General features: G+C 42.3%; 22 protein-coding genes and 2 tRNA genes. 15 read left to right on the plus strand and 9 right to left on the minus strand.

The features are described from left to right. Positions 1 to 290: 290 nt before the first annotated feature. Positions 291 to 1,472, plus strand: a complete 1,182-nt coding sequence (locus tag PN470_RS06575; RefSeq protein WP_272104120.1) for an RtcB family protein — start codon at positions 291 to 293, stop codon at positions 1,470 to 1,472. Positions 1,473 to 1,584: 112 nt separating this feature from the next. Here the strand turns inward: PN470_RS06575 and PN470_RS06580 are convergent, their stop codons facing one another. Next, positions 1,585 to 2,349 carry a YebC/PmpR family DNA-binding transcriptional regulator gene (locus PN470_RS06580; protein ID WP_103111281.1) on the minus strand — a complete coding sequence of 255 codons (765 nt, stop codon included), beginning with the start codon at positions 2,347 to 2,349 and terminating at the stop codon, positions 1,585 to 1,587. Between the two features lie 214 nt (positions 2,350 to 2,563). Between PN470_RS06580 and PN470_RS06585 the strand changes: the two genes are divergently transcribed. From PN470_RS06585 to PN470_RS06615, 7 genes are all read left to right on the plus strand, one after another. Then, entirely contained in the window at positions 2,564 to 3,049 is a 486-nt protein-coding gene (locus tag PN470_RS06585; RefSeq protein ID WP_002734112.1) for a pentapeptide repeat-containing protein, read from the plus strand. 171 nt (positions 3,050 to 3,220) lie between these two features. Further along, the gene (locus PN470_RS06590) at positions 3,221 to 5,152 is read left to right on the plus strand and encodes a transglycosylase domain-containing protein (RefSeq protein WP_271935206.1); all 1,932 of its coding nucleotides are present in this window, start codon (positions 3,221 to 3,223) and stop codon (positions 5,150 to 5,152) included. A gap of 160 nt (positions 5,153 to 5,312) precedes the next feature. Further along, on the plus strand, positions 5,313 to 5,741 hold the full coding sequence (locus tag PN470_RS06595; RefSeq protein WP_271935207.1) for a putative toxin-antitoxin system toxin component, PIN family: 429 nt from the start codon (positions 5,313 to 5,315) through the stop codon (positions 5,739 to 5,741). Then, entirely contained in the window at positions 5,738 to 5,983 is a 246-nt protein-coding gene (locus PN470_RS06600) for a CopG family transcriptional regulator (RefSeq protein WP_004162257.1), read from the plus strand. The genes PN470_RS06595 and PN470_RS06600 overlap by 4 nt, the downstream gene beginning before the upstream one ends. Positions 5,984 to 6,060: 77 nt before the next feature. Then, a complete protein-coding gene (locus tag PN470_RS06605; RefSeq protein WP_002746508.1) occupies positions 6,061 to 6,657 on the plus strand; it encodes a GUN4 domain-containing protein in 597 nt (198 codons plus the stop codon). 212 nt (positions 6,658 to 6,869) lie between these two features. Next, entirely contained in the window at positions 6,870 to 7,445 is a 576-nt protein-coding gene (locus PN470_RS06610) for a Uma2 family endonuclease (protein WP_103111363.1), read from the plus strand. Positions 7,446 to 7,669: 224 nt separating this feature from the next. After that, on the plus strand, positions 7,670 to 8,479 hold the full coding sequence (locus PN470_RS06615; RefSeq protein WP_002777661.1) for a DNA adenine methylase: 810 nt from the start codon (positions 7,670 to 7,672) through the stop codon (positions 8,477 to 8,479). Positions 8,480 to 8,798: 319 nt separating this feature from the next. On the opposite strand, the gene PN470_RS06620 is transcribed toward PN470_RS06615, so the two are convergent. The 5 genes from PN470_RS06620 to PN470_RS06640 all read right to left on the minus strand — a co-directional run bounded on the left by PN470_RS06620 (position 8,799) and on the right by PN470_RS06640 (position 11,111). Next, positions 8,799 to 9,134 (minus strand): type II toxin-antitoxin system PemK/MazF family toxin, encoded by a 336-nt coding sequence (locus PN470_RS06620; protein ID WP_016516890.1) that lies wholly within the window; start codon positions 9,132 to 9,134, stop codon positions 8,799 to 8,801. Next, positions 9,135 to 9,389: a hypothetical protein gene (locus tag PN470_RS06625; RefSeq protein WP_272104122.1), complete on the minus strand. Its 255-nt coding sequence runs from the start codon at positions 9,387 to 9,389 to the stop codon at positions 9,135 to 9,137. A gap of 107 nt (positions 9,390 to 9,496) precedes the next feature. Further along, the gene (locus PN470_RS06630) at positions 9,497 to 9,997 is read right to left on the minus strand and encodes a DUF3368 domain-containing protein (RefSeq protein ID WP_002731701.1); all 501 of its coding nucleotides are present in this window, start codon (positions 9,995 to 9,997) and stop codon (positions 9,497 to 9,499) included. Continuing rightward, on the minus strand, positions 9,994 to 10,239 hold the full coding sequence (locus tag PN470_RS06635; protein ID WP_002770804.1) for a UPF0175 family protein: 246 nt from the start codon (positions 10,237 to 10,239) through the stop codon (positions 9,994 to 9,996). Before PN470_RS06635 ends, PN470_RS06630 begins: the two co-directional genes overlap by 4 nt. A 155-nt stretch (positions 10,240 to 10,394) precedes the next feature. Next, entirely contained in the window at positions 10,395 to 11,111 is a 717-nt protein-coding gene (locus tag PN470_RS06640) for a PEP-CTERM sorting domain-containing protein (protein ID WP_103111284.1), read from the minus strand. A 342-nt stretch (positions 11,112 to 11,453) separates the two neighbouring features. On the opposite strand from PN470_RS06640, the gene PN470_RS06645 reads away from it, so the two are divergent. Together PN470_RS06645 and PN470_RS06650 are read left to right on the plus strand one after the other, a co-directional pair. After that, positions 11,454 to 11,699, plus strand: coding sequence for a hypothetical protein (locus PN470_RS06645; protein WP_002734321.1), 246 nt, complete (start codon positions 11,454 to 11,456; stop codon positions 11,697 to 11,699). A gap of 40 nt (positions 11,700 to 11,739) precedes the next feature. Next, the gene (locus PN470_RS06650) at positions 11,740 to 11,943 is read left to right on the plus strand and encodes a type II toxin-antitoxin system RelE family toxin (RefSeq protein WP_002731958.1); all 204 of its coding nucleotides are present in this window, start codon (positions 11,740 to 11,742) and stop codon (positions 11,941 to 11,943) included. 317 nt (positions 11,944 to 12,260) lie between these two features. Here the strand turns inward: PN470_RS06650 and PN470_RS06655 are convergent. Both PN470_RS06655 and PN470_RS06660 read right to left on the minus strand, forming a co-directional pair. Beyond that, positions 12,261 to 12,333, minus strand: a tRNA-Arg gene (locus tag PN470_RS06655). A gap of 56 nt (positions 12,334 to 12,389) precedes the next feature. After that, positions 12,390 to 13,529: a ferrochelatase gene (locus tag PN470_RS06660; protein ID WP_271935211.1), complete on the minus strand. Its 1,140-nt coding sequence runs from the start codon at positions 13,527 to 13,529 to the stop codon at positions 12,390 to 12,392. Between the two features lie 198 nt (positions 13,530 to 13,727). Here PN470_RS06660 and PN470_RS06665 point away from each other — a divergent pair, with 198 nt between their 5' ends. Further along, positions 13,728 to 14,486 (plus strand): LmeA family phospholipid-binding protein, encoded by a 759-nt coding sequence (locus tag PN470_RS06665; protein WP_002750445.1) that lies wholly within the window; start codon positions 13,728 to 13,730, stop codon positions 14,484 to 14,486. A 154-nt stretch (positions 14,487 to 14,640) separates the two neighbouring features. Here PN470_RS06665 and yidD read toward each other — a convergent pair whose 3' ends face one another. Beyond that, positions 14,641 to 14,871: a membrane protein insertion efficiency factor YidD gene (gene yidD / locus PN470_RS06670; protein WP_002732315.1), complete on the minus strand. Its 231-nt coding sequence runs from the start codon at positions 14,869 to 14,871 to the stop codon at positions 14,641 to 14,643. Positions 14,872 to 14,926: 55 nt separating this feature from the next. Between yidD and PN470_RS06675 the strand changes: the two genes are divergently transcribed. From PN470_RS06675 to tsaB, 4 genes are all read left to right on the plus strand, one after another. Then, positions 14,927 to 15,613, plus strand: coding sequence for a diacylglycerol/polyprenol kinase family protein (locus PN470_RS06675; RefSeq protein WP_271935215.1), 687 nt, complete (start codon positions 14,927 to 14,929; stop codon positions 15,611 to 15,613). Between the two features lie 88 nt (positions 15,614 to 15,701). Then, on the plus strand, positions 15,702 to 16,574 hold the full coding sequence (locus tag PN470_RS06680) for an aldose epimerase family protein (RefSeq protein WP_271935217.1): 873 nt from the start codon (positions 15,702 to 15,704) through the stop codon (positions 16,572 to 16,574). Positions 16,575 to 16,637: 63 nt separating this feature from the next. Further along, a tRNA-Lys gene (locus PN470_RS06685) sits at positions 16,638 to 16,709 on the plus strand. Between the two features lie 29 nt (positions 16,710 to 16,738). Further along, positions 16,739 to 17,341, plus strand: coding sequence for a tRNA (adenosine(37)-N6)-threonylcarbamoyltransferase complex dimerization subunit type 1 TsaB (tsaB, locus tag PN470_RS06690; RefSeq protein ID WP_272104124.1), 603 nt, complete (start codon positions 16,739 to 16,741; stop codon positions 17,339 to 17,341). The last annotated feature ends 348 nt before the right edge of the window (positions 17,342 to 17,689 follow it).

Genomic DNA, 17,689 nt, shown 5'->3' on the forward strand with positions numbered 1-17,689 from the left:
ACCCACCCCTATCAGTTCCTTTGTTATCTCTATAGTGCAAAATAACCCCGCTTTCTCGATAGTGTAGGTATCCGAACCTTTTTGGTAGTATTGCAGTAGTCGGTAAACCTGCGGTGAAAGTCAAAAGTTTTCCCAGGGGGCAGTCTGAGCGGGTAATTTAGATAGTCAACAGCTTATCCTCTGTGTTAAAACACGATCGCCGATCACAATTTATCTAATTCATCGCAGAATCTCAATTGCCTTATTGTCTTAGTTGCATCCGCCTTTTATCTGATTATTTCATAAAAACTATGGCTTACGAAACTCTGGAACTTTCCACCCCGACACCGATTTTATCTTGGGCGGGCCATGAATTGGGATCCCAAGAAACCCAAATGGCCAAAAATGTCGCTTCCCTCCCTTTTGTTTATAAACACATTTCTTTAATGCCCGATGTTCACTTGGGTAAAGGTGCTTTAGTCGGTTCGGTGATTGCCACCAAAGATGCCGTAATTCCCGCCGCCGTCGGAGTCGATATCGGTTGCGGCATGGCTGCCCTAAAAATGCCTTTTACTGGTGAACAATTGCAGGGAAAACTTAAAAAAATTCGCCTCGATGTAGAGGCGAATATTCCCGTCGGTTTTGCTGAAAATAAGGAAGTGGATAGGGATGTAACTAAATGGCCAAAATGGGCGGAATTTAAACAGATTCATCGAGGTGTACAAAACCTAGAGAAAAAAGCCCTTAAACAAATGGGTTCTCTGGGGGGTGGTAATCACTTTATCGAAATTTGTTTAGATACAGATAATCAAGTTTGGTTAATGCTCCATTCCGGTTCTAGAGGTATTGGTAATCAACTGGCCCAATGTCATATTGATACTGCCAAAGAGTTAGCCAAACTAGCAGAATGTAAATTACCCGACCTCGATTTGGCCTACTTTGTCGCCGGTACAGAAGAATTTACCGCCTACTGGCATGACCTACAATGGACCCAGGAATATGCCCGTTATAATCGGGAAATTATGATGGCTAGATTTAAACGGATTGTTGAAAAACATCTAGCGGGAGGCAAACCAACTAAACCCCTCTTAGTAGTTAATTGTCATCACAATTATGCCGAAAAAGAAATTCATTTTGGGGAGGAGGTTTATGTCACCCGCAAAGGAGCCGTCCGCGCTAGAGAAACCGATTATGGCATTATCCCCGGTTCCATGGGAGCGCAATCTTATATTGTTAAAGGTAAAGGAGAACATAATAGCTTCTGTTCCTGTTCCCACGGGGCCGGGCGCTTGATGTCGAGAAATCTGGCTAAAAAAACCTTTACTCTTGATGATTTAATCGCCCAAACCCAAGGGGTTGAATGCCGCAAGGATGAGGGGGTTATTGATGAGATTCCAGGGGCCTATAAACCGATCCAACAGGTGATGAATCAACAAGCTGATCTAGTGGAAATTGTCGCCACTCTCAAGCAGGTGCTGTGTGTCAAAGGTTAAAAATCATGGCCAGGGCGATCGATTTTTACGGAACCCGAATTTTTACGCGATTTTGGGGACAGATTATCTCTTGATCAGGCCCAGAATCAGTGAGCAGTCTAGGAATTTAGGATCACAGATCCCCTAACATCAATTCCTCAACTAAATCAAAATTAGCCGTCACCGATTGCACATCATCGAGGGATTCTAGGGTGTCGATTAACTTGAATAAAAAACGGGCCTGCTCTCGATCGCTCACTTCTAGGGTATTAGTGGGAATCCAGCGTAATTCTGCTTCTTTGACCTTAAATCCCGCTGCTTGCAGAACCTTATTCAATCTCTCCAGGTTAGACACCTCAGTAAAAACTTCTGCTCCTTGACCTTCCTCCTCACTGTCAAAAAACTCGTAGGATTGGGCCTGGCCCTCTAGGGAAGCTTCTAAAAGCTTATCCTCATCAATAGTTCCCTCAAGGCGAATTACCCCCTTATGGTCAAACATCCAGCCCACACAGCCCGTTTCACCTAAATTACCGCCATTTTTGCTAAAAGCCGCCCGCAGATCCGCAGCCGTGCGATTGCGATTATCGGTCAGTGCTTCGATCAGGATCGCCACACCCCCGGGACCATAACCCTCGTAGCGAATTTCCTCAAAAGCTGAGTCATTTTCCCAAGTTCCCGCCCCTTTAGCGATCGCTCTTTCGATATTGTCATTGGGAATACCGGCCGCCTTGGCTTTTTCGATCGCCGTGCGTAGCTGAAAATTGCCCGCCGGATCGGGAACACCGTTACGCGTAGCCACGATAATGGCCCGGGATAACTGGGTGAAAGTTTGCCCTTTTTTGGCATCAACCCGGGCTTTTTGTCGTTTAATATTTGCCCATTTACTATGACCAGCCATATCTATCTAAGATATCCAACATCAAAAATCTAGCAGATCGATCGCCCTTGGTAAATCTGGGGATAATTGTCAACGAGTGCCGGGTAATGATAATAAATCGTGTTGAGAAACTATAGAGGGGCGGCCAGTTCGAGCATTTGTACTACAATTCCCGATAGGCGGTTTAAATCCAGTACAGCTTATTATAGAAAAGGTTGATTGATCAGGTGGCAATATGGCGCAATTTTCTCGCAAAACTCTACTAATCTTGTTTGCTAGTATATTAGTATTATTATTCTCCTTAGCTCCGGCCCAAGCGCTAAGTTATAATAACCGTAATTTGACTGATAATGACTTTGGGGGGCAGGATTTGCGCGATTCCACCTTCGATCACTCCAATCTGCGCGGTAGTAACTTCAGTCATGCCAATCTGGAAGGAGTACGCTTTTTTTCTGCCAACTTGGAGGGGGCCGACTTTAGCGATGCCAATATGAGAAATGTGGATTTAGAATCGGCCCGTTTAACCAGAGCCAACTTTACCAATGCCGTTCTCGAAGGAGCTTTTGCCACTAACATTTTAATCAAAGGTGCAATTATCGACGGAGCCGATTTTACCGATGCAATTATTCGCTCCGATGTGGAAAAGTATCTTTGTGAGATAGCCACAGGAACTAACCCCATAACTGGCAGAAATACCCGCGATACCCTGTTTTGTCCCTGATATCTAACTATGCTGCTCCTAATCCCCCTGCCATGGCCGATCGAATCTAGAGCCAGATCGGCCATAATTGCTGTAAGCTAGTATTCGATTTTTTAACAAAACCTATAGAATAGACTTTCAAGCCAGTTCGATCGATCAGTCCCCTCTTGGAAAAAGGAAATTGTAACCATCGTGTCCACCAGTACCCTCGGCAATCAAGACAAAGAGCAGCAGTCCAGTAGTTCCCCCGATAGCTTTCTTCAGGGAGTCTCTAGAGTCGCAGGGGGAACCGCTCTCGGCCTGTTGATGGTATCCACGGCCGTGGTGACGGGGGCTGTGGTAGGATTAGCGATCAGTTACCGCAATCTACCCGATGTGAGGATTTTACAGGGCTATGTCCCCACGGAAACCAGTTATATCTATGATGTTAAAGGCAGACCCCTGACCAGCTTACACGGGGAAGCACATCGGGAAGTGGTGGAACTTGATCAAATTTCTCCCAATCTGAAACGCGCCGTGATGGCGATCGAAGATAGCCATTTTTATCACCATCGTGGTATTAATCCTAATAGTATCGGCCGGGCAGTAGTCGCTAACTGGAAAAGTGGCGGTGTGGTGGAAGGTGCATCTACCATCACCATGCAGTTAGTCAAAAATATCTTTCTTTCCCATGCTCGCACCGTTAGCCGTAAATTAGCTGAAGCAGTCCTAGCAATACGAGTAGAACAGGTTTTTAGCAAAAATGACATTCTGGAAATGTACCTCAATAATATCTATTGGGGTCATAATAATTACGGAGTTCAAACCGCCGCTAAAAGTTATTTTAATAAACCCGCCTCCGAGTTAAATTTAGCAGAATCGGCGATGATGGCCGGATTAATCCAAGCGCCAGAAGTTTATAGTCCTTTTAATAATTATAAAACCGCCAAGGAAAGACAGGCACTGGTTCTCAGTCGGATGCGTAGCTTAGGTTGGATTACCCCCGCACAGGAAGAGGCCGCTTTCAAGGAACCTCTGAAACTGGGTAAACCCACCGCTTGGCAAGAAAGTAAATTACCCTACGTTACCGATGCAGTGGTGGCAGAATTGCGGCAAAAATTTGGCAAAGAAACCCTAACTAAAGGGGGAATGCGGATTCAAACCACGATCGATCTCGACTTTCAAAACATGGCCGAGTCCACCATTCAACGGGCCTATAATGGCTTGCGTGGTCGCGGTATTCGCACCAAAGACCTACAAATTTCTCTAGTTGCGGTGGATCCCCGCACCCATTTCGTCAAGGCGCTCGTCGGTGGCGTTGATTACAATAAAAGTCAATTAAACCGAGCTATTCAATCCCGTCGTCAACCGGGGTCAGCTTTTAAACCTTTCGTCTATTATACTGCCTTCGCTAGTGGTCGTTTTACCCCCGAAACCGTGGTTAATGATGCTCCCGTCCGTTTTCGCGAGGGCGGCGGCTTCTATAGCCCAAAAAACTACGGTGGCGGCTTTTCTGGTCCGGTTTCCCTGCGTAGCGCTCTGATGCAGTCTCTGAATATTCCCGCGGTTGTTCTCGGTCGTCGTGTCGGGATAAATAAAGTCATTGAAGTCTGTCGTCTGCTGGGTTTCGAGAGTCCTTTAATTGCCGTCACTTCTTTACCTTTGGGTTCCGTGGATGTGACTCCTCTGGAAATGGCGGGAGCTTACGCTACTTTTGCCAGTAATGGCTGGCATTCCGAGCCGACCTTTATCATGCGTGTTACCGATAGCCGGGGTAACGTCATGCTCGATAATACACCCAAACCGAAGCTAGTTTTAGACCCCTGGGCCACCGCTTCTCTCAATTCTGTCCTACAGGGAGTTATTCAGGGAGGAACAGCAACCTCGGCTCAAATCGGTCGTCCGGCAGCGGGAAAAACCGGTACTACCGATAACGAGAAAAATGTCTGGTTTGTCGGTTATGTTCCCCAATTAGCCACCGCAGTGTGGATTGGAGATGACCGAAACCGCACTTTAGGTAAAGGTATCACCGGCGGTGGTTTTGCCGCTCCCATTTGGCGCGATTTCATGGCACAAGCGCTTAAAAATGAACGGGTAGAATATTTTCCTTCTCCTTCCAAATTTCGCAAACCAACAGTTAAGTAGATAGTTAATCTAATTGGTTTGATCGTAATTTATTGATCGAGTAAAGGTGGCTAGGTTTTTGTAAGAGCGCCAATTCAAAAATGAAACCCACGCTATTTTTGTTCTGTGATGATAAAGTTAAGATGTAACTGTACCAATAATCATCGTTGCCCAGTTGCGAATGTCGTTACCTCAGATTGTTATTGATACCAATGTCATTATTGCTGGATTAAGATCTAGGCGTGGAAGTTCGTTTCAACTTCTTAGCCTTATAGGTACAGGAAAATTTGATATGCACTTATCTGTTCCTCTCGTCTTGGAATATACAGATGTCCTATTGCGGGAGTTGCCCAATCTCTATTTAAGTCGAGAAGAAGTAGATGACTTAATTGATTTCTATTGCTCGGTGGGGATACCTCATAAAATTTTCTTCCTGTGGCGACCATTTCTGCGTGATCCCAAAGACGATATGGTATTGGAGCTTGCAGTTAAAGCAGGATGTCAGAGTATAATCACATATAACACCCGTGACTTTGCTGGTGTTGAGCAATTTGGTTTATGTCTGCTTGAGCCTTCAGGTTTCCTACGATTAATAGGTAAGTTACCATGAGTACCATCCAAGTTCAAATTCCCGACTCATTACAGAAAAGTTTAGATGATCTAGCGGCTCGTGATGGAATTTCGATCGATCAATTTATCTCTACTGCGATCGCTGAGAAACTTTCAGCGTTGATGACAGAAAATTACCTAATAGAAAGGTCCAAAAAGGGAAGTCGAGAAAAGTATCAGGCAATCTTAACAAAAGTTCCCGATGTTGAGCCAGAAGCCTATGACCGGCTGCCGACTGTCTGACATATCACTGCACCCGACTTTCTGCTAGACTTTGACAAGGCGGGTGAGTTCAACCGTTTGACTAGCTGAGAGACTGTATGTCTGGGAAAAAGTTAGGTATTCATACTACTATCGAAATTGTAGCTTTTCTATCAGCTTTGGCTACAATTATGGGTTTTGTCTATTTTTTCTATGATCGCCACTTTGTAACTTGTAAACCTATGGAGGGATTTTCGTCAAACAGAGATGCTTATTATTCATGTCTTCGTAAACTGCTTAAAGAAAATAGGTGGGAGGACGCTAATAGAGAGACTCTAAGACTAATGTTGCAAACGGTCAATAGAGAAGGAGAAGGATTTATAGATACAAAAACTATGAAAGAATTTCCTTGCAAAGATTTGTTGATTATTGAAGATTTGTGGTCAAAAGCAAGTCAAGGCAGATTTGGCTTTGATACTCAGCAAAAAATATGGAAAAGTGAAGGCGGTGAACCCTATTTAACTGATGAGAATTCAGAGGCTTACCATAGGTTTCGCAGTGCAGTGGGATGGAAAAAAGGAAAAGATCCTAACTTTTCTCTGAATGCTCCATATGGCCATTTACCAATATTAGGATCTCATGGAAAAATAGGAGGAATTGCAAACACATATCGAATTGCAGAGTGTCTAGAAAAGAAAGAGTGGGAAGCGCCATAACCAAGGTGAGAGCATCTCAAATGCTATTGACAATTGGCCAATTTTGTGATCTTTGTGGGCATTTCCAGTGATACTGGTCAGTTAGAATAGTTAAGAAATCGACCCATTTGATTGAGAGGGCAAATTCTCCTCAAATATACCTGAATCGTCGGTAAGCAACCCAGATAAAGTTCATTTATAATAAAGTCACAAAAAAACCTTTGCTTGAAACGATGACGACTTCCTTGACTGAGAGTCTCACCCTTGAAGATTTCCTCAAATTGCCATATTTGGAGGATTCTCCAGCATGGGAATACTTGCATGGAGTCGCAATTCAGAAACCCATGCCTAAGACTCGACACTCTATCCTACAAAAACGTCTTTTAGCTGAGGTTGACAGCCACACTGTTGATTATACAGCCTTACCTGAGTTGCGATGTACCTTCGGCGAGCGTTCGATCGTTCCTGATGTTGCCGTAATTGCATGGAATCGAATTAACCTCAATCAAGCAGGTGAACCAGAGGACGACTTTAGGGAAGCACCTGATTGGACTATCGAAATTCTTTCACCGGATCAAAAGGTAAACCGTGTAATTGACAACATTTTACATTGTTTAAAACATGGCAGTAAATTAGGATGGATGCTTGATCCAGATGATTATTCTGTTTTAATGTTTACTCCCCAACAAGAGCCGGAAGTTTGCAGAGGGGATCACCAACTTAAGGTAATTGCAGGGGTTGAGTTGACACTGACTCCACAACAAATCTTTGCCTGGCTAAAAGTTGGTCAAGCTAGACAAAGTAAGTAAAAGTCTGGGGAGAATCACGGCTCTTCTTGACCTTGTGTGATAAGTTTAAATTATATAAGAGCGATCGATCTTTGTGTCCTTTGTGTCTTTGTGGTTCGTTTCACTCGCTCGCCCGCAGGACTGTATCTTAGAATACATTTTACCCACCAAACCCAAGAGAGCCGAATCACGAGGACTAACTTGGTCGTTAGACGGAATTCAATAATAAACGGATTTAGTATAAAATGTCAAAAATTAAAAGTCCCTTGCGTTATCCCGGGGGGAAATCCCGGGCAATTAAGCAAATTATGCCGCAAATTCCTGTGAATATTAGGGAATATCGAGAACCTTTTTTTGGTGGTGGTTCTGTGTTTTTTGCTGTTAAACAACTCTTTGGACAGCAAATAAAAACCTATTGGATTAATGACTTAAATTATGATTTATATTGTTTCTGGCAATGCGCTCAAGAAAATATTGAGTTATTGGTAGCAAAAATAACAGAAATTAAACAGAAATATGATACTGGACGAGAATTATTTCAAGATTTGACAAGGGAAGATTTAAAGTTAACCGATTTTGAGAAAGCAGTGCGTTTTTTTATCTTAAATCGGATTACTTTTTCGGGAACAGTGGATTCGGGAGGTTATTCTCAAGCAGCTTTTACCAGTAGATTTACTGATTCATCAATGGCCAGATTAACTCAAATTGCGCCGTTATTAGCATCAGTAAAAATTACTAACCAAGACTACGAAGAATTATTATTTGCTGAGGGAAAAGAAGTTTTTATCTTTCTCGATCCCCCCTACTATAGTGCCACAAAATCCCGTTTGTACGGCGTAAGAGGTAATTTACATACTAGCTTCGATCATCAACGTTTTGCCGATAATATGCGTCAATGTCAGGCTAAATGGTTAATTACCTACGATGATTGTCCAGAGATACGAAAACTCTTTAATTTTGCCCATATTATCGAGTGGAATCTTCAGTATGGCATGAATAATTATAAACAAGGAGCGGCGGCATCTGGTAGGGAATTAATGATCAAAAATTATTAGTGCGATGCCGAAGGCACTGCGTAGCAGTACGCTAATCTTATAGCGATTGTCCCCAAGACGATAGGAGAGAATTTCCCATCCCTAGTTAGGGTTTGCGGCAAAAAGTTTTTCCTGGTGGCAGGGTGTGGGGTTTGGGGTTTGGGGTTTTACCCATTTTCAGGTGGTCAATTACCTAATTTTCAGGGAAAAAGTACCTAAATTTTCCCCCCAATCACTCCAAAGGTCGGCACTTTTTGAGGGAAAAAAAGTCCAAAAGTCTTATCCAACAAGGTTTTTAGATTTATTCAGCAGACCCTAATTAAACATTCATATTAGTGTTTTATGTTAAATCTAATGTGTATCGCATAACATCTTCCAATTGCTGTAAATAACTAGAAGAAAGTGTCCCCAACTGTCGTTGAAGTCGTTGTCTATCAATAACAACAATTTGATAACATAAGGCTACTGATTCCTGATTTAAGCCTCCTTGTCCTGCGGGAATAACCATTGTTCCGGGGATTTGTGCGCGACGTAAATTACTGGTTAATGGAATTACAACAACAGTGCTAGTGAAGCGATCAATATTGTTATGTTGGACAATAATAACAGGTCGAATACCAGCTTGTTCTGAACCACGACTCGGATTCAAATCAGCTAGATAAATATCGCATCGCATTTATTCCTTATCCTCTTGTTCAAGGTGAGATAAATAATCGGGTAAAATACTTTCTGAAAAGCTAATATTCTCTTGAGCAAATTCATTTTGTAACGATTGTGCTTCTGCATCTGAAATATTGTCCCATTTCTGAAAACGTGAATTTTTTTGTAAGGATTTGACAAATTCAAGGACTTGTTGCTGTTTTTCTAGCGGTAAAGTCTTAATACTTTGCAAAATCTGGTCTTGAAGATTATTAATATGGGTGATAGACATTTCAACTTTTACTATATTTACACTAGACCAACCATTTTACCATAAAAAAACGCTCTTGTTGTCAATTAGTTAGCAGCAATTAAATAAGAAGATTTTGAAGGCTTTAGTTATGGGTTTTCATCAATTTCTTGCGCTGTTTTTAATATGTCTAAATACAATATTTGATTAACACGGAAACCTGCTTTAAAAATCAAATCATCCATTAACGGCTGAATATTAGGAATTAATCTTCTTCTTTTGGCAATTAATAAAATACCTAAAATTCCAATAACATTCAATCCTAAACTAATTGCTTTCTTTCTGCCAGGGTTCTCGTCTATAATTACTCTATCAGCATTTGAAGAAATCGCTAAAGCTATCGTTTCTGATTCTCCTCGGTGTAATTCCTTCTGTAATTCTTCTAATAATAACCGATTCTCTAACTCTCGCTTTTCTATCCAGGATAGGGTTTGAACTTCAATAGTGCCAGGAACTGAATAACCTAATCCTGTCATTTCTTCATAAACAGCCACTGGAATAATAATTGTTCCATAGATATCATGGAGCAAGTTAAGATAGCCGATAGCAGCTAAACTGGTAATCGGAGAGGTGTTACTAACAACAATCACAGATCACCTAAGGTTTTTAAGGTTTGTAATTCTTGTTGCCAATCTACACTATCATAATTTACACAAATATTCCTCTTGGCGACTTCTTGACGAAATTCAATTAAAGATAAGTTGGCAAAATCAGCCGCTTTTGCGCTACTGATATGATAGTCTCTAAACATAATGATTGCCAGTTCTAGTTGCAACAGTTGCTCGTTTTTTCCTGTTGCTTGTATAATTTCGTTGGGAATCACAATAGTCATTAAAAATTAAAATATTTGTATAAACCGCCCCATTATATCACAAAAAAATACTTGTGATCGATTAATTAATAAAAATTAATGAATAGAAACATGGACAAAAAATAACCCCTCTACTGACTGAATGAAGGGGCATTTATGGTATTTTTAGAAGCAATTTAGCCAACTTTTGTGGTTTCTTTTTCAGTGGATTGGGATGATTTTAGTTTGCGCTTCAGGGTTGAAGCTGCGCCGATAGTGCCGAGAGCGAGGAAGCCTAAAGTAGAAGTGGGTTCGGGAACTGGTTGGACACCCAAAAGTTCGCCATCAAAAGTAACTTCGCTGGCAAAGACCCACGCAGTGCGTCGATTTAGAGTAAGTTGTAGGGAACTACCACTAAAATTTAATCCTGAAAAAGTATAGGATGTTGCCTCTGAACCAGGCGGATCAGTAAGAGTTCCCGAATCGTAATTAGAGCTGCCCATACTTAATAATATACTTTGCGGTACGGAAATAGCAGCATCACCATTTAAGTCAGCCACATGGACAGTAACTGAGTTTATCCTGACTGTGCCAGCAAAGTTAAAAGTAATGACAGGATTCCGGTCTAGCCAACCAACATAAGGTCCTGTACCGTCTGGAACTTCTACATCAATCCACCTTTGTGTAGGAATTATGCCATCAGTTAGATCTCCAACTCCTCCGCTGAGAAGAGCATAATCTAGCGACGTGTTTCCAGTGCCATTATATTTCTTGTCCCAGTATCTAGAGCCGCCTCCATTTTCCATATCATAACTGATAGGTGTAATTTGAAGAGCATTAGCAGTACCTATTGTTGCCAAACTGATAAGTACGGCTCCCCCAATAGAATTTTTGACAAGTTTAATGAATACCATGATAGATGCCTCAAGACATTGAAGTTGTTAGTGGGATTTAACTGTTTTTTGGCAAAGTTGGCAAAGAGTAAATTGATGCGATCGCTTTTCTAGCAGCCAAGTTAACTAGCAGTTTTACCTAACCCTAAAGGGTCAGCAAAGACAACAATACACATTTCCCCCCCCCCAAATTGTAGTAAAAGCTACAATTTAACAAATCTTTATATTCCTTTCTTAATCCCGATAAAGAAACCGCAGAACCAAGTCGGTTGTGAACAGCCCACCGCTTTTACCATTTTTGGTTAGTATCTGGATGTGGTATTATTTGAGGTGTGTTCGGATTATCTGATACGATCAAGGTCTATGACAACTTACTATGAAATCCTCAGCCAAATAGAGAATCTTCCCCTTACGGATAAGTTGCGACTTTTAGAGGATTTAAAAACTATCATCAAGCCGACCGTAGCGCCAAAAGATGACGATGAGATCATTCCAGCCGAAGAACTTGCTGAAAGCCAAGCAGCATGGCAAGATTATTTATCCGGTCGAGATACTGGAATCACTTCAACAGAATTAAAATACAAATTATTTGGAGATAAACTTGGCTGATTATATTCTACTTAGACAAGCAGAACGCTACTTAGAAAGGATGCCTAAAAATGATCAAATTCGTCTTCTTGAAGCTTTGGATACTTTGATTTCGGATTCTACAAAATTAGATATTAAACCCCTTTACGGAAGAGATGAACTAAGATTGCGAGTAGGTAAGTATCGAGTGTTGTTTTTTGAAGATAGAAATAACAATCTATACGTCATTACAACTATTAAACCTCGCGGCGATGTCTATAAATAATACCAGAACTCTTTTCTAGACTGCTGTTTCTCCTTTCGCCATAAGACAGTGATTCACAGAAGAAGGAGTTTCAGGTGTTTTCCCCTGTTTTACCCCTTCTCAGGCGACCTATCCTCATTCCGTGAGATATTGTGACGCAGTATGTCTGATTCGCCTTTGCCTTCTCCCTTGACTGCGCTTCAACTCGATCGCCAACTAAATTAAACACAATTAATATCAACCGACGGGATTCAACTGACCTAATTCCACGCTCACCGCATCAAAGCGATTGTCCCCGGGACAAGAGGAGAGAATTTCCAATCCCTAGTTAACAATAACGGGTACGGTAGGGATCGAACCTACAACCGTCCGCTTAGAAGGCGGATGCTCTATCCATTGAGCTACGTACCCAGGAAAGCACAATTATAGATTATACTTCCAAAAGTGACAAGTGGTAGGACTGATTTTCAATGATGATGGTGATGTCCGTGGTGATGATGGTGATCGGAATGAATGTGAGGAATTGTTACAGAACTATTGACAGATAAAGCCTCTTGTGATAGTAAAGCTTCGATATGTTCCTCGGCCCAATCGGCAGCCATCCGGCAAAATTCGGGGTTATCGTTGACACAGGCCATCTGCACATAATTAACTTGGTCGTGTTTGCGGCGTAAAGCTTCGATAATATGCTCCACATCCAGTAAAGTTTCGTGATTTTCCGTAGCAAAGCCAATCGGCATGAAAATTAAAGCTTTGGCCCCTAATTCAATCAAATTCTTCGCCGCTAACTCTGCATTCGGTTGCGTCCATTTAATTAAGGGGGTTTGGTGATTTAACCAACCCACAGAAATCAAGGGATAACGATAGATTAATTTTTCCCGGACTAACTCGTATAAAGCTTGACTTTCATCGATTCCCGACGTAAATCCCTTAGCTTCGTGGGGACAACCGTGATTCATTAAAATAATGCCAATTTGCGAGGGAAGACAGCTACTAGCTACCTCGGCAGCGATTTTTTTCTCCACTAACCGCGCCATTAGATCTATATAAGCGGGTTGGTTATAAAACGAGGGAATATAGCGCAATCCTTTAACCCAATGTTCCCCCGTTTGTCCTTGAGCTAAAGCTTTATTAACCTGTTCGATCGCAATGCCACTGGTAAAGATAGAATCAACAACGAGGAGAGGATAGATCAAAATTTTCTCGAATCCCCGCTCGCGGATTTCCGTTAATATCTGTGCCGGTAAAAAAGGCGCACAGAAGTTAAACGCTTTGAATACCTCCACCCGATTACCCCATTTTGCCTGTAAATTGCGCTCAATTTCCTGTCTTTGATGCTCGAAAATGTGGTTATGGGGGGAAATAAAGTGATTATGCTGGTGCTGCCATTCGTGTAGGTCAAATAGGGCCAATAATTTCGCTAGGGGAGGATAAACCCAAGTCGGTACAGGAGCGAACTTAGCCGTCAGCAAATTTAAGGCCTGTTCATTATAGTTGGCGAAGTCCTCATAACTCTCCACTTCCCCGTATCCCATCAATAATACCGCCACTCGATCGCTGTGGTTGTGGGTAGCGGCTAACGGTTGTTGATCTGAAATGGCAACCACGTTTTTAACCCCGATTTTCTAAGTGAAAAACGCTATATCACTGGGATAGTAGCGTTTTTCCATCCTATCCCCTCCCACGCGATAGACCGCTAAAAATTTATAACCTCTACAGAATCATACAGATTGCTTATCATCTTCATTAATAAAACGATATGTAAAGAAACTTTAAATAATGTTAAGATCGTTGCAGTCCCACCTATGAGAGATATGACAGCAGGCGTGTTTGGTAGCTTACCTTTTCCCAATCAGAGCGGCGATCAACTCATCAGTAAAGTGGTGAGTGCTGCGATCGCTGCATTATTCAAACGCACAGGCAAGCTGACAGCGACTGTCCGCGCCGAACCCGTAGCCAAATTACTGCAAGGCAGTATCGACGGTTTTGACTTTATCGGTCAGTCGATGCTCATGTACAATGGCCTACGCATCGAAGCCATGGAATTGTATGTGCAGGCAGTGGCGATCGATTTTAGTGCCATTTTTACCGGACAGGTGAAACTCCGTCAACCGACGCGGGCCACTTTGCGGGTAGTTTTAACGGAAGAAGACTTAACCACCTCTTTTAATACACCTTTTATTGTCGAAAAACTGCAAAGATTAGAGTACGAAGGTAAATCAATTCACTGTCAGAACACAGAATTAATTCTCAATGACGATAAAACTTTAACTCTCAAAAGTCTAATTAAATTGGCAGAAGAAGAACCAATTCTGCTAGAAATGACCACGGCTGTGGTTGTGGAAGAACGGCGAAAAATTCAATTTGTTGATGTGGTTTACCAAGGGGACGAAAGATCGAAAGCTTTAGGAGAAGCTTTAATCAGCCATGTTAACAACCTTATGGATTTAGATAAGTTTGCTCTCGATGGTACTCAATTAAGGGTCGATCGACTACGTTTAAAAGATAAACAGATTATCTTTTATGGTATCGCCGATATCGAGCGTTTTCCCAAAAGAAAATAGGCAATCATCAACGGGTCTAAAAATATCAAGAGTTTTACAGACTTTACCCTAAAGATGAAGTATAACCTAGTTTGCTATTGACTCCTGAATCCTGACTCCTGAATCCCCAAAACGAAAACTTCTTATCTCACCATTGAGATAACTGCTGTGGCTTTTAATCGTGCTTGTGGCTACAGGGAGGCACAGGATCGTAACCTCCGGGGTGAAAGGGATGACAACGGAGAATACGCTTAATTGCTAACCAAGAACCCCGTAGCACACCAAAGCGATCGATCGCTTCTATGGCATACTGGGAACAGGTGGGTTGAAAACGACAGGAAGGGGGAAATAGCGGCGAAATAAACCGTCTATATCCCTCAATTAAGCCAATAAAAATTCCTTTCATCAATGTCACCTCGATCGCCTAAACTAAATAGATAGTCAATTTTCGCTTTTGCCACGTGGAACTATCCCACTCTCTCCTATTTTCGATCAGTTTAGTCGCCTGTTACCTAGCTGTTCTGATTCTGATCGCTGAAAAATTAAAAAGTGTTTTCAGTACCGATGGCGAAATTACCCGCAAAGTTGTCCACATTGGCACAGGAAACGTCATCCTTTTTGCCTGGTGGTTAAATATCCCCGCTTGGGTGGGAATAAGTGCGGCCATCCTAGCGGCAATTATTGCTATCCTATCCTATTTTTTCCCCATTTTGCCCAGTCTTAATAGTGTTGGTCGCCGCAGTTGGGGAACTTTTTTTTATGCTGTTAGTATCGGTGTTCTTGTGGCTTATTTTTGGCCAATTTCTCACCCCGAATACGCAGCAATGGGTATTTTAATTATGGCTTTAGGAGACGGATTAGCAGCCCTAGTGGGACAAAATTTCGGTCAACATCCCTACAAAATTTTCGGCAGTGGCAAAAGTCTGGAAGGTTCCCTGACTATGTTAGGAGTCAGCTTTCTAGTCAGCTTGATTATTTTATCTTTTATTAATGGCATTAATCCGCCAATTATTCTAGTATCTTTATTGACAGCGATCGGAGCTACTATTCTAGAAACTTTCTCGAAACTGGGTATAGATAATCTCACTGTACCCGTTGGTAGTGCCGCCATTGCCTATTTTCTTACTCAAATTTTCATCTCAAGCTAGTCTATCTCAGCTTTCAAACTACCGAAGAACGATGATATTCACTGGTAACTGATCACTGGTAACTGATAACTGATAACTGATAACTGATATGACTTTTACGATCACTCAAAACCAAAATCAATACCTTACCTATTGTCTCAAGGATGAAGAGGCTGACGCTTATCTGGAAGTGGTTCCCGCTAGGGGAGGAATCATCACCCGTTGGCAAATTTGCGGAGAAGATATTTTCTATCTGGACAGAGAAAGATTCAAAGATACTAACCTCAGCGTCCGCGGAGGAGTCCCGATTTTATTTCCTATCTGCGGCAACTTACCCGATAATACCTATCAATACCAAGGCCGAAACTATAGCCTCAAACAACACGGATTTGCTCGTGATTTACCTTGGCAAGTCAGCAAACAAAGCAGCGAAACCGCCGCTAGTTTAACCCTAGAATTAAACAGTAATGAAGCCACTCGTCAAGTCTATCCCTTTGATTTTCAATTAATCTTTACCTATCAACTGCAAGGAAACAGCCTCAGAATTCACCAAAAAGTAATCAATCTTTCCCCCGAAAAAATGCCCTTTTCTATCGGATTTCATCCCTATTTTCAAGTCACCGATAAAACCCGATTGTCCTTTGATATTCCCTCCTCCCAATACTTCGACCAACGCACGAAAACCTTCCATTACTACTCTGGTAACTTTGACTTTAATCTCGAAGAAATTGATGCCGCTTTTCCGCAAATTACGCGCCATCAAAGTGGTTTTAGTGATTCTTATCATCAGCGCCAAATTGTCCTCAGTTACGACGATCTCTATACAACTATAGTTTTTTGGACCCTGAAAGATAAAAATTATATCTGTCTCGAACCTTGGAGCGCTCCCCGCAACGCCCTTAACACAGGCGAACATTTGACCTACCTAGAACCCCAGAGCAGCCGCGAGGCGATCGTGGAAATGCGAGTCAATCAAATTTAAATTACCCCTTGACTTAGCCTCGATAAGATGTTATATTGATGAATCGTGTGCAGAACACGAAACGGGTCGCTAGCTCAGCGGTAGAGCACTCGGCTTTTAACCGATTGGTCTTGGGTTCGAATCCCAGGCGACCCATAAAAATTTACTGATACAGAAAGATCGACTTGTCTTCCCCTGTCTATGGATTAGCTTTGCATACCAGCAGTCCCCAACTAGGACTGGCCCTCTCTAATTTCAGTGATGATAGTCGTCAACAAACTTGGGACTTAGACAGGGATTTATCAAACCTATTCCACCCCTATCTAAAAAAGTTCCTAGCCCCGCAAAAATGGGCAGATTTAGCCTTTCTCGCCACTGCTAGGGGTCCGGGGAGCTTTACCAGTACCCGCATCGGTATAGTCACCGCTAGAACCCTAGCACAACAATTACAGCTACCGATTTTTACCGTCTCCAGTTTAGCGGCCTTTGCTTGGTCACAACGGGATTTTTACCCCCTTGATACCTATCTAGCCCTAGAAATGCCCGCCACTAGGGGACAATTGTATGTGGGCATCTATCGGGGTAATCGGGTTTATTTAGCTGATAGCCTGATGACTTTGGAACAATGGCAGCAGACCTTAGAAAACTTAACTATTTCCTATCAAAGATTAGCCACACCCAGCTATTTAGGCATAAATGCCCCCGCTATCCTCGATTTAGCCCATTTGGATTGGCAAACGGGAAAACGCCCCCATTGGTCGGAGGCGCTACCATTTTACGCGATGTGATTGGGGTTTGCGGCAAAAAGTTTCTCGTGGGGTGTGGGGTGTAGGGTTTTACCCATTTTCAGGGGGTCAATTACCTAATTTTCGGGGAAAAAGTACCTGAATTTTCCCCCTGATCACTCCCACGCCTGGCACTTTTGGATTTCAAAAAGGTCTAAAAGTCTTACCCAACAACCCACATTCCGCACCCTAAGTGTCACAACGTCTCAAAAGAGGAAGGAGCGTGAGTCAAAATACTTATCTAGAGGAGTGAGTTGGCGGCAAGCTGCCGGCAACTAAGCCGAAAATTTCAGGGTTCCCCCAGTAATTCTCAATAAACAGTGCTTGTTGAGAATGGCTGGGCAATCAGAC

It is taken from the genome of Microcystis sp. CS-574, assembly GCF_028329095.1.
Classification (GTDB): Bacteria; Cyanobacteriota; Cyanobacteriia; order Cyanobacteriales; family Microcystaceae; genus Microcystis; species Microcystis ichthyoblabe_A.

Bases quoted from the DNA above. Each gene is read 5' to 3' on its own strand.
- PN470_RS06575 (WP_272104120.1), top strand. From the start codon at position 291: ATGGCTTACGAAACTCTGGAACTTTCCACCCCGACACCGATTTTATCT.
- PN470_RS06580 (WP_103111281.1), bottom strand. From the start codon at position 2,349: ATGGCTGGTCATAGTAAATGGGCAAATATTAAACGACAAAAAGCCCGG.
- PN470_RS06585 (WP_002734112.1), top strand. From the start codon at position 2,564: ATGGCGCAATTTTCTCGCAAAACTCTACTAATCTTGTTTGCTAGTATA.
- PN470_RS06595 (WP_271935207.1), top strand. From the start codon at position 5,313: ATGTCGTTACCTCAGATTGTTATTGATACCAATGTCATTATTGCTGGA.
- PN470_RS06600 (WP_004162257.1), top strand. From the start codon at position 5,738: ATGAGTACCATCCAAGTTCAAATTCCCGACTCATTACAGAAAAGTTTA.
- PN470_RS06605 (WP_002746508.1), top strand. From the start codon at position 6,061: ATGTCTGGGAAAAAGTTAGGTATTCATACTACTATCGAAATTGTAGCT.
- PN470_RS06610 (WP_103111363.1), top strand. From the start codon at position 6,870: ATGACGACTTCCTTGACTGAGAGTCTCACCCTTGAAGATTTCCTCAAA.
- PN470_RS06615 (WP_002777661.1), top strand. From the start codon at position 7,670: ATGTCAAAAATTAAAAGTCCCTTGCGTTATCCCGGGGGGAAATCCCGG.
- PN470_RS06620 (WP_016516890.1), bottom strand. From the start codon at position 9,134: ATGCGATGCGATATTTATCTAGCTGATTTGAATCCGAGTCGTGGTTCA.
- PN470_RS06625 (WP_272104122.1), bottom strand. From the start codon at position 9,389: ATGTCTATCACCCATATTAATAATCTTCAAGACCAGATTTTGCAAAGT.
- PN470_RS06635 (WP_002770804.1), bottom strand. From the start codon at position 10,239: ATGACTATTGTGATTCCCAACGAAATTATACAAGCAACAGGAAAAAAC.
- PN470_RS06640 (WP_103111284.1), bottom strand. From the start codon at position 11,111: ATGGTATTCATTAAACTTGTCAAAAATTCTATTGGGGGAGCCGTACTT.
- PN470_RS06645 (WP_002734321.1), top strand. From the start codon at position 11,454: ATGACAACTTACTATGAAATCCTCAGCCAAATAGAGAATCTTCCCCTT.
- PN470_RS06650 (WP_002731958.1), top strand. From the start codon at position 11,740: ATGCCTAAAAATGATCAAATTCGTCTTCTTGAAGCTTTGGATACTTTG.
- PN470_RS06665 (WP_002750445.1), top strand. From the start codon at position 13,728: ATGAGAGATATGACAGCAGGCGTGTTTGGTAGCTTACCTTTTCCCAAT.
- yidD (WP_002732315.1), bottom strand. From the start codon at position 14,871: ATGAAAGGAATTTTTATTGGCTTAATTGAGGGATATAGACGGTTTATT.
- PN470_RS06680 (WP_271935217.1), top strand. From the start codon at position 15,702: ATGACTTTTACGATCACTCAAAACCAAAATCAATACCTTACCTATTGT.